The 10,501-nt window shown below is 57.5% G+C and carries 10 protein-coding genes; 6 read left to right on the top strand and 4 right to left on the bottom strand.

Annotated features, from left to right (window positions below):
- Positions 1-258: 258 nt before the first annotated feature.
- From rfaH to metN, 4 genes are all read right to left on the bottom strand, one after another.
- On the bottom strand, positions 259-756 hold the full coding sequence (rfaH, locus tag ABD827_RS05300; protein ID WP_344963037.1) for a transcription/translation regulatory transformer protein RfaH: 498 nt from the start codon (positions 754-756) through the stop codon (positions 259-261).
- Positions 757-852: 96 nt separating this feature from the next.
- Positions 853-1,680 (bottom strand): methionine ABC transporter substrate-binding lipoprotein MetQ, encoded by an 828-nt coding sequence (gene metQ / locus ABD827_RS05295; protein ID WP_344963036.1) that lies wholly within the window; start codon positions 1,678-1,680, stop codon positions 853-855.
- A gap of 18 nt (positions 1,681-1,698) precedes the next feature.
- Positions 1,699-2,352 carry a methionine ABC transporter permease gene (locus tag ABD827_RS05290; protein ID WP_344963034.1) on the bottom strand — a complete coding sequence of 218 codons (654 nt, stop codon included), beginning with the start codon at positions 2,350-2,352 and terminating at the stop codon, positions 1,699-1,701.
- Positions 2,333-3,376 carry a methionine ABC transporter ATP-binding protein MetN gene (gene metN, locus ABD827_RS05285; protein ID WP_344963032.1) on the bottom strand — a complete coding sequence of 348 codons (1,044 nt, stop codon included), beginning with the start codon at positions 3,374-3,376 and terminating at the stop codon, positions 2,333-2,335. Before metN ends, ABD827_RS05290 begins: the two co-directional genes overlap by 20 nt.
- 248 nt (positions 3,377-3,624) lie before the next feature.
- Here metN and ABD827_RS05280 point away from each other — a divergent pair, with 248 nt between their 5' ends.
- From ABD827_RS05280 to gmhB, 6 genes are read left to right on the top strand one after another with little or no spacing between them, the layout of a single operon-like run.
- On the top strand, positions 3,625-4,644 hold the full coding sequence (locus ABD827_RS05280) for an ABC transporter permease subunit (RefSeq protein WP_298720852.1): 1,020 nt from the start codon (positions 3,625-3,627) through the stop codon (positions 4,642-4,644).
- On the top strand, positions 4,637-5,710 hold the full coding sequence (locus tag ABD827_RS05275) for an ABC transporter permease (protein WP_344963028.1): 1,074 nt from the start codon (positions 4,637-4,639) through the stop codon (positions 5,708-5,710). Before ABD827_RS05280 ends, ABD827_RS05275 begins: the two co-directional genes overlap by 8 nt.
- Before the next feature lie 12 nt (positions 5,711-5,722).
- Positions 5,723-7,525: an extracellular solute-binding protein gene (locus tag ABD827_RS05270; RefSeq protein WP_344963025.1), complete on the top strand. Its 1,803-nt coding sequence runs from the start codon at positions 5,723-5,725 to the stop codon at positions 7,523-7,525.
- Positions 7,525-8,505, top strand: a complete 981-nt coding sequence (locus ABD827_RS05265; protein WP_344963023.1) for an ABC transporter ATP-binding protein — start codon at positions 7,525-7,527, stop codon at positions 8,503-8,505. The genes ABD827_RS05270 and ABD827_RS05265 overlap by 1 nt, the downstream gene beginning before the upstream one ends.
- Positions 8,502-9,578: an ABC transporter ATP-binding protein gene (locus ABD827_RS05260; protein ID WP_344963021.1), complete on the top strand. Its 1,077-nt coding sequence runs from the start codon at positions 8,502-8,504 to the stop codon at positions 9,576-9,578. Before ABD827_RS05265 ends, ABD827_RS05260 begins: the two co-directional genes overlap by 4 nt.
- 31 nt (positions 9,579-9,609) lie before the next feature.
- Positions 9,610-10,167 (top strand): D-glycero-beta-D-manno-heptose 1,7-bisphosphate 7-phosphatase, encoded by a 558-nt coding sequence (gene gmhB / locus ABD827_RS05255; RefSeq protein WP_344963019.1) that lies wholly within the window; start codon positions 9,610-9,612, stop codon positions 10,165-10,167.
- Positions 10,168-10,501 lie beyond the last annotated feature (334 nt).

Genomic DNA, 10,501 nt, shown 5'->3' with positions numbered 1-10,501 from the left:
CACACCAAACGAGTCTGAACGGCGGTTCTGGAAAAGCTCTAAAACCGTGGCCACTTTTTGTTGACCACTACAGTTAGCGCCGTCTACAGACAACTCGATGCACGAGAAGAGGCAACAGATAACGCCTCCCTCGACCGTGAAATGCCAGGGACGGCATTTCCGAGCTCCCATGGATGGGTTCATGGCGTGTCGAGGGAGGCGGCTGTGTTGCCTCTGAGCTGAGGCCTTAATATGACCAGACCGTGACTGGGATTGGTATTACAGCCGCGAAAACTCGTCGTTGGCGAAGCTGGTCGGGGTTGCCTTTTGCAGCATGGTCAGCAGCAGAATGGCACGGGTCTCGCCGTCGGCTTCCTGGTAAATCGCCTCCAGCCCGGCAAAAGGGCCCTCCGTGATGCGCACCTTGTCACCACAACGGGGAATGTCACTCAGTTGCTCTCTCAGCTCATCGCTGTCGCAATGACACATCAGATCATAAACCAGCTCGGCGGGTACCTCGCAGGGGCCGCCGCCAAAGCGCACCAGATTACGCACGCCACGGGTAGAGCCAATAGTGGTGGAGCTGGTGATTTCCAGATCGGCCCGCACGAAGATATAACCGGGAAACAGGGCTTCGGTCAGCACCACGACTTTGCGCCGGCGCAGTTTCTTGACCTCGGCGTAAGGGTAAAAAGCCTCTATATCCTGATTGTTCAGGTTCAGCAGCGCCCTTTCTTCTTCCCGGGGGCGGCAATGCGCCAGATACCACTTCTGCATACAAGATCCCTGCGGCTTGGTTTGACCCGTTATTATGACAGCACAAAGAAAAAAGGCCACGGCAAGCCGTGACCTTGAACAGTTTGCAAGCCGGTGTTACCAGCCTTTGACCACGCCGCCTTTAAACAGCTCCAGGGCGGCCTGATAGACTTCTTCGCTCTGGTAGGCCTTGATGAAGGTCTGCACGCGCTCGTCGTCCTGGTTGTCTTTGCGCGCGACAATCAGGTTCACGTAAGGAGATTCCTTGTCTTCCACAAACAGGCTGTCCCGGCCGGGCAGCAGATCGATTTGCGAGGCATAGGTGGTGTTGATCACCGAAAAGGCCACGTCATCCAGCGAACGGGGCAGCTGAGGCGCTTCCAGCTCGATGATGTTCAGCTCTTTCGGGTTGGCGGTGATGTCGAGGGTGGTGGCTTCCAGACCCACGGCATCATCTACCTCGATCAGACCCTGTTGTTCCAGCAATAGCAGGGTACGGCCCAGGTTGGTGGGGTCGTTGGGCACCGCAACCTTGGCGCCGTCTTCCAGCTCGTCCAGTGACTTGATCACCTTGGAGTAGGCGGCGATGGGATAGACGAAGGTGCTGCCTACGGCGACCAGATCGTAACCACGATCGGCAATCTGCTTGTCGAGATAGGGCTGGTGCTGGAAGGCGTTGAGATCCAGGCTGCCATCGCTCAGGGCCACGTTGGGCGTGACGTAGTCGCTGAAGGACACCAGCTCCACATCCAGGTTGTATTGCGCTTTGGCCACCTTGACGGCGACTTCTGCCACCTGCTCTTCGGCACCGGCAATCACGCCCAGACGCAGGGGCTTGGCGGCGGTTTCTTCGGCGGTGTCTTTCGCCTGCTCACCACAGCCGCTCAGGGCCAGGGCCGAGGCCAGTACACTCAGGGTCGCAAACGATTTAAAACCTGACTTCATCGGGTAACTCCTTTTTAATCAACGATGATCTACACGAGCGACCAGGCGTTCGCCGGCGCTTTGAATGATTTGTACCAGTACCACCAGCATCACCACGGTAATCAGCATGATCTGGGGATCGAAGCGCTGATAACCGTAACGAATTCCCACATCACCCAGGCCGCCACCACCGATGGCTCCGGCCATGGCGGAGTAGTTCACCAGCGTTACCAGGGTGATGATAATGCCATTGAGCATGCCGGGCAGGGCCTCGGGCAGCAATACCTTGGTGACTATCTGCATACGGCGGGCGCCCATGGCCTGAGCCGCTTCTACCAGGCCGGCCGGAATTTCCATCAGGGCGCCTTCCATCAGGCGGGCCACAAACGGAATGGCAGCCACGGTCAGCGGTACCACGGCGGCGACGGTGCCGATACTGGTGCCCACCACCATGCGGGTAAAGGGAATAATAGCCACCAGCAGTATGATAAAGGGAATGGATCGGCCGATATTGACCACGGTACCCAGTATCTTGTTAAAGGCGGCGTGTTCCCAGATCTGACCGGGTTTGCTGACGTGCAGCGCTATCCCTAACGGAATACCCAGGGCGCAGGCAATCGCGCCCGAGCCAAAGGTCATGATCATGGTTTCCCACAGGGCTGATAACAGCAGATTAATCATGGCGTCGGACATAACCGAGTAACTCCACCTGAATTTTATGTTCCTGAAGATAGGCTTGTGCGGCCTGAGTCTGTTCCGGTTGACCGTCCAGCTCGGCCAGCATGAAGCCGAATTTGACACCACCGGCGTATTCGATGTCGGCGCTGAGAATGGTGACGTCGACACCCAGATCCCGGCTTAAAATGGAGATCAACGGAGTATCCACGGTTTCGCCGGTAAAGCCGAGTCGCACCAATGGCAGGGCGCCGGTGAGCGGTTCGGCCGACAGCCTTTGCTGGTATTCCTCTGGAATGTCCAGATTGATGGTGGAGGAAATGAAGCGCCGGGCCAGCTCGGTCTTGGCGTTGGCGAAGAACCAGGCCACATCGCCCTGCTCGACCAGTTCGCCATCATTGATAATGGCGACCCGGTCGCAGATACTCTTGACGACATGCATCTCGTGGGTGATCAGCAAGATGGTCAGCCCAAGAGTGCGGTTGATGTCTTTCAGCAGGCCGAGAATGGACTGGGTGGTCTGCGGATCCAGTGCCGAAGTGGCCTCGTCGCACAGCAGCACCTTGGGGCTGGGGGCCAGGGCGCGGGCGATGGCGACGCGCTGTTTCTGGCCACCGGACAGCTCTTTCGGGTAGGCGCTGGCACGGTGTGACAGGCCCACCAGCTCAAGCAGCTCGTTCACGCGCTGCTTGATGGCGGCCTTGTCCATGCCCGCCAGTTCCAGCGGCAGGGCGATATTGGCGAACACGGTACGCGAGGCCAGCAGGTTGAAATGCTGAAAAATCATGCCGATGTTACGACGGGCGCGGGGCAGGTCGCCGTTGCCGAGTTGGGTCAGATCCTGACCATCGACGAAGACGCCGCCCTCGGTGGGGCGTTCCAGCATGTTGACGCAGCGGATCAGGGTGCTTTTGCCGGCACCGGATTCCCCGATGACGCCCATGATCTGGCCGGCGGCAACGTCGAGATCGATGTTTCTGACGGCATGAACGGCGGCGTCACCTTCACCGTAGCGTTTACTGATATTGGTTAGCTTGATCATCGGAGGATGAGCCTTTCCGGTATGGTTATTAACTGCTTTAACAGATGAGTGTAGAGACAAGTCATGCAAGCATGGCTAATGGCAGTGGATGCTAGGCCGTCTGGACGTCCAAGTCAATGTAAATTTCCCCTCGGCCGGCATCGATGCCGGGGATGGGATCCAGCCTTGCTAACTCGCCGGTTCATGGGATAGGGTGAGGGGAAGGACCCGGCCGGACCGCGTTCAGGGAACGAACTTAAGGGAAAACCATGGGCCAGTATTTTCTGCGTCGGTTGTTACTGCTGTTACCTACCTTTCTGGGCATCACCCTGGTGGTGTTTGCCATTACCCGTTTCGTGCCGGGCGGCCCGGTGGAACGCATGCTGATGGAAAGCCAGCTGCAAAGCAGCGAATTCAGCCAGAGTTCCCGTGGCAGCCAGGTGCTGTCGGCCGAGCAGATTGATGAGCTGAAAGCCTTCTACGGCCTCGACAAACCGGTGTTCGAAGCCTATTGGGAGTGGCTGGGCAAGCTGGTGCGGCTGGATCTGGGCGAGTCGACCCGCTATTACCTGCCGGTATGGGAGCTGATTCAGGAACGACTCCCCATCTCGGCTTTCTTCGGCATCTGTACCTTTTTACTCAGTTATCTGGTGTCCATTCCGCTCGGTATCCTCAAGGCACTGAAACACAACAGCCGTTTCGACAGCATCAGCTCCATGTTGATCTATGCCGGCTATGCGCTGCCGGCCTATGTGGTGGGTATTTTCCTGCTTACCGTGTTCTCCTTTCAGCTCGGCTGGTTTCCCATGGGCGGCTTCGTCGGTGACGACTTCTATTATCTGGAAGGCTTCTGGCCCAAGACGTTCAACCTGTTTCACCATGCGCTGTTGCCGCTGATCGCCTATGCCATCGGCGATTTTGCGGTGTTGACCATGACCATGAAGAACAGCCTGATGGAAAACCTGTCGGCGGATTATGTGCGTACCGCCGTGGCCAAGGGATTGCCGTTTCACAAGGCGGTGACCGGGCATGCCCTGCGCAACAGCATGATTCCCATTGCCAGCCATTTCGGCAACGTGATTTCGGTGTTTTTTGCCGGGTCTTTTCTGATCGAGGTGATTTTCAATATCGACGGCCTGGGGCTGCTGGGCTACGAGGCCATCGTCGAACGGGATTATCCGGTGGTGATGGGGATACTGGCGGTGACCTCACTGTTGATGCTGGTGGGCAATATACTGTCGGATATCTGCGTGGCGATGGTGGATCCGAGGGTGCGTTTCGATGGCTAGACTGTTTTCCGACCTTACCCACAAGAAACTGCGCCGCTTTCGCAGCATTCGCCGCGGCTACTACGCCTTCTGTCTGTTCATGCTGATGGTGGTGCTGGCGCTGGCGGCCGAGCTGTGGGCCAGCAACCGGGCGCTGTTGGTCAAATACGAAGGCCAGCTCTATTTTCCCACCTATGGTGCCGTGATCACCGGCGATACCTTCGGTCTCGGTTATCAGTACGAAACCAATTACCGGGAGCTGAAAACCTTATTTGCCGAACAAGCTGCCGAACAAGCCGGGGCCGGGCAGTCCGGCAACTGGGTGTTGCTGCCTCTGGTGCCCTGGAGTCCTTATGAGCAGGACTACAGCAGCGGCAGTTATCCGCCCACCGCCCCCAGTCTGGAGCAGCGGCACTACCTGGGCACCGATAATTCGGGACGGGATATTCTGGCCCGGCTGGTGTACGGCTTTCGTACCGCCGTGGGGTTTGCCTTTATCGCACTGACTGCCAGTTATGCCATCGGCGTCTTGCTGGGCTGCGTGATGGGCTTCGTCGGTGGCAAGTTCGACCTGCTGTTTCAGCGTTTTATCGAGATCTGGTCTCAGGTGCCGTTCTTGTACGTCATCATGATACTGGTGTCGCTGACCCAGCCGAACTTCATGCTGTTTGTGGGCATCAACGTGCTGTTCGGCTGGATGGGTATCACCTGGTATATGCGTACCCTGACCTATCGGGAGAAGGTGCGCGATTACGTGCTGGCGGCCCGGGCGCAGGGGGCGGGGTTGGGGCGTATTATCGTGCATCATATTCTGCCCAATACCCTGGTAATGATAGTGACGCTGGCGCCCTTCACCGTGGTGGCCAATATCTCGTTACTGACGGCGCTGGACTACCTCGGCTTCGGCCTGCCGCCACCCACCCCCAGCTGGGGTGAGCTGTTGCGTCAGGGGGTCAATCATCTGGATTCACCCTGGATAGTGTCGTCGGTAGTAACGGCGGTATCGATGGTGTTGATTACGGTGTCTTTTATCGGCGAGGCGATTCGAGAAGCCTTCGACCCCAAACATTTCTCTCGTTATGAATAGGCAGGGAATGCGATGAAAAAATGGATAACGATACTGAATACCTGGCTGCTGGCTTTTGGCGTAAGCGCCGCCGAGCTACCGGATGAGATGGAATGGCTGACCAACAACGAGGATCCGATCTTCGCCTCAATTGAGGCAACGCGGGGCGGGGAGTTCACCAGCAGCCTGCAGAGCTTTCCGCTGACCTTCCGCACCGTGGGGCCGGACTCCAATACGGCGTTTCGCTCCTTTATTCTGGAAAATCAGCTCGGCCTCTATGCCCTGCATCCCGAAACCGAGCGGCCGATACCGGCACTGGCGACCCACTGGGCCTTCGGTGACGACAACAAAACCATGTACTTCAAGCTTAACCCGGCCGCCCGCTGGTCCGATGGCGAGCCGGTGACCGCCGACGACTTTCTGTTTGCGCTGGAGATGATGCGATCCGAGGTGATTCGGGCTCCCTGGTACAACAACTATTACACCGAGGAAATTGTCGATATCACTCGATACGACGATCACACTATCTCGGTCACCGCCGGCAGCCCCAAGAGCCGGCGGGAGCTGCTGAATACCGTCGGGGTGGCGCCTCAGCCACAACATTTCTATGAACTGACCGATGACTGGGTCCGTCGCTATAACTGGGCACAGGCGCCGGTGACCGGCGCCTATGTATTCGATGAGGTCAAGCGGGGTCGTTCCATCACCTTCAAGCGCTTGAATGACTGGTGGGGCAATGAGCTCACCTATTACCGGCATCGCTTCAACGTGGACCGGATTCGCCTGAATGTAGTGCGGGATATGAACATCGCCTATCGGCATTTTCTGCGTGGTGACATCGACACCTTCGGCCTGATCCTGCCGGAGTGGTGGCACGACAAGACCGATACCCCCGAATATCGTAATGGCCTGATCAATCGCATCTGGTTCTACAACGACATTCCGCGCGGTGCCCAGGGTTTTCATCTCAATACCGCCCACCCGAGATTGCGGGATGTGCGGGTGCGCCAGGGCATTGCCCATGCCATTAATATGCAGCGCATGCTGGATACCATATTGCGCGGCGACTACGAGCGGATGCACACCTTTGGTACCGGCTACGGCGACTTCATCGATACCGATATTCGGGCTCGGGAGTTCGATATCGAGCGGGCGCGTGCCTTGTTTGCCGAAGCGGGTTATGACCGACAGGGGCCGGGCGGCATACTGCGCAATGCCGCCGGCGACAGCCTCAGCCTTGCTGTCACTTACACTACGCAGGAGCATACCTCACGGCTGGCGATTTTGCGGGAAGAAGCGCGCAAGGCGGGGCTCGATTTACAGCTGAATCTGGTGGACGGCGCGACCGGCTTCAAGGTGATGCTGGAGAAAAAGCACGAGGCGGCCTGGCTGGGCTGGGGTGGCAGCGGCCTCTATCCCCAGTACTGGGAGTTTTTTCATTCGCTGAATGCGGATAAACCGCAGACCAATAATCTGTTCAATATCAGCGACGCCAAACTGGATGCATTGATCGAGCAATACCGGGTGACCATGGATCTGGGTGCCAAGGCCGACATCTCTCGCCAGATCCAGCAGCGAGTACACGAGCTGGCGATCTTTATTCCCGGTTATCAGGTGCCTTATACCCGCGAAGCCTACTGGCGTTATGTTCGCTTGCCCGAGGCCAAAGGCACGCGCCATTCACCTTCGTTGTTCTGGCCGATGGAAGGGGCACCGCACAGCACCGGCGGCCTGTTCTGGATCGATCAGCAGCTGAAGGCGGAAATCAAGGCTGACGACCGGACCTTTGAGCCGGTGCTCGAGGTGGTGGAAACCTGGCGGCAGAAGGATCAGTGATGGAGCCGTTGCTGAACGTCGAGAGCCTGGCCGTCAGTTTTACCACCGAAGCCGGTTGTTTTCGGGTGGTGGATGATGTCAGCTTTTCGCTGGCGTCGGGCCAGACCTTAGGGCTGGTAGGAGAGTCGGGTTGTGGCAAGAGTGTTACCGCGCTGAGCCTGCTCGGGCTGCTGCCCAGGCCGGCGGGTGAGGTGGTGGCGGGCCGGGCGTTGTTTCAGGGGCAGGATCTGCTGACCCTGACCGCCGAGCAACGCTATCGGGTACGTGGCAACAAGATTGCGATGATCTTTCAGGAGCCGATGACGGCGCTGAACCCGGTGCATACGGTGGGTCGTCAGCTGATGGAGGTCTATCGGCTCCATAAGCCCGAATTGAGCAAGCGCCAACAGCAGCAGGCCGCCGCCGAGATGCTGCGCCAGGTAGGGATACCGGAAGCCGAAGCTCGACTGAAAGCCTATCCCCATCAGTTATCCGGCGGCATGCGACAAAGGGTGATGATCGCCATGGCGCTGGCCTGCGAGCCGGACTTGCTGATTTGTGACGAACCGACCACGGCGCTGGACGTGACCATTCAGGCGCAGATACTGCATCTGATCCGGGAGTTGCAGCAGCGCACCGGCATGGCGGTACTCTTTATTACTCACGATCTGGGCGTGGTGGCTCAGGTCTGCGATCAGGTGCTGGTGATGTATGCGGGCCGCAGCGCCGAGCAGGCCGATGTATTTACCCTGTTCGAACGGCCGGTGCATCCTTATACCCAGGGGCTGCTGTCGGCCATTCCTCGTCTCGATCAACCCGGCAAAACGGAACTGGCGACCATCAGGGGCCAGGTGCCGTCTCTTGAAGAACAGCAGGAGGGCTGCCGTTTCGCCAACCGCTGCCCCTATATGACCGAGCGTTGCCAGCGGCAACCGGCTGTGGAGCGGGTAGAAGAAGCGCATCATGTCTGGTGTCATCACTGGCGGGAGTTACGGCGATGAGTGAACTACCGAAAGCAGTCATGAGCCCGCGATCGAAAGTAACTTCGAGCCCGCTGTTAAAAATAGAGCAGTTGCAACAGCACTTTACCCTAGGCGGAGGCCTGTTGCGCCGTGGTAAAACCCTGTACGCAGTCGATGGGGTCAGCTTCGAGCTGGAAGCGGGCAAAACCCTGGGGCTGGTGGGAGAATCCGGCTGCGGCAAGTCGACCCTGGCTCGAGCCCTGCTCAAACTGCATGAGCCAAGTGGCGGCCGTATCCTGTTCGAGGGGCAGGACATTACCGATTACAGCCGGTCACAAATGCGGCCTTTGCGCCAACAAATGCAACTGGTGTTTCAGGATCCTCAGGAGTCGCTGAATGGCCGCCATACCATAGGCACCATATTGCAGGAGCCTTTCGTGATCCACGGACTGGGCACGGCGGCGGAACGAAAACAATGGGCGGCCGAGCTGCTGGAGCGGGTCGGCTTGCCGGCTTCGGCGCTGGAGCGGTACCCCCACGAATTTTCCGGCGGTCAGCGGCAACGCATCGGCATCGCCCGGGCCATGGCGCTCAAGCCTCGGCTGCTGGTCTGTGATGAGGCGGTATCGGCACTGGATGTATCGGTACAGTCCCAGATCCTGAATCTGTTGCTGTCGCTGCAACAGGAATACCAGCTGGCCATGCTGTTTATCGCTCATGATCTGTCGGTGGTAAAACATATCTCGGATCATATTGCAGTCATGTACCTGGGGCGTATCGTCGAGCTGGCGCCGGCGGAAGAGTTATATCGTCGCCCTCTGCATCCCTATACTCGCGCCCTGCTTGCGGCTATTCCTGAACCGAACCCTCGTCATCGCAAGATACCGACGGTGCTGCATGGCGAGCCACCCTCACCGGCCAGTCCGCCGTCCGGCTGTCACTTTCGTACCCGATGCCCTTATGTGGGAGATCGCTGCATTACCGAAGTGCCGGCGCTTATCGGTGAAGGGCATCGTGTTGCCTGTCATTTTCAGCAGGAGATAGATCGTGGGCAACGGCTGCCTCAACAGCCCCAAGGCTGTGATATTATTGCCACTGTAACTGCGTCTTAAACCATTGCGTCTTAAACCATAGGAACTTCTAGTGACTACAGCGGCAATATTTCTGGATCGAGACGGTGTCATCAATCAGGACACCGGCTACGTGTCCCACAGTGACGACTTTATCTTTATAGACGGCGTGATCGACGCCATGAAGCAACTGAAGCAGAAAGGCTATCAACTGGTGGTAGTCACCAATCAGTCGGGCATCGCCCGTGGCCTGTTCAGCGAGAAGGACTTTATCCGCCTGACCGAATGGATGGACTGGTCTCTGGCCGACCGGGGCGTGGATCTGGATGGTATCTATTTCTGCCCGCATCATCCTAGTGAAGGTCAAGGTTCCGAAACCCAGGTGTGCGATTGTCGCAAGCCGGCGCCGGGCATGTTTCTGGAAGCCGCCAGAGAGTTGAACATCGATATGGCCTCCTCTTATATGGTCGGTGACAAGGTATCGGACATGAAGGCCGCCGAAGCGGCGGGTGTCGGTCACAAGATCCTGGTGCGTACCGGCAAGGAAATTACCGCCGAAGGGGAAGTGCTGGCCGAAGCCGTCTATCCGTCACTGGTCGAATTTGCACAGAATGTCGCCGATCTGACGTGATATCTAGCACATCGAATAAAAAGCAATCGGGTGATTGATTCTTATCAAAAAAGCCCTTGCGCAAAATCAGCGGTTCCCTATAATGCGCATCCACTGACACGGGGCAACACGCCAACGGTCACAAGGGTTTGAAACGAACAAAACAAAGTTTGATTCAACGCTTGACGAACAAATCGGAATGCGTAGAATACGCATCCCTGACCTGAACAAGGTCAACGCTCTTTAACAATATATCAAGCAAACTGTGTGGGCACTCGCAGGTAGTTGGGAAGCAAAAAAATATTGTTTTTCAATGTCTTGTCGAAGTGCACTAGAAATAGCAAAACTTCAGTAA

Origin of the sequence: Oceanisphaera sediminis (assembly GCF_039539745.1) — a bacterium.
In the GTDB taxonomy this organism is placed as follows: Bacteria; Pseudomonadota; Gammaproteobacteria; order Enterobacterales; family Aeromonadaceae; genus Oceanimonas; species Oceanimonas sediminis.
The sequence above is the reverse complement of the archived record's forward strand: the minus strand, read 5'-3'. Positions and strand labels throughout refer to the sequence as shown.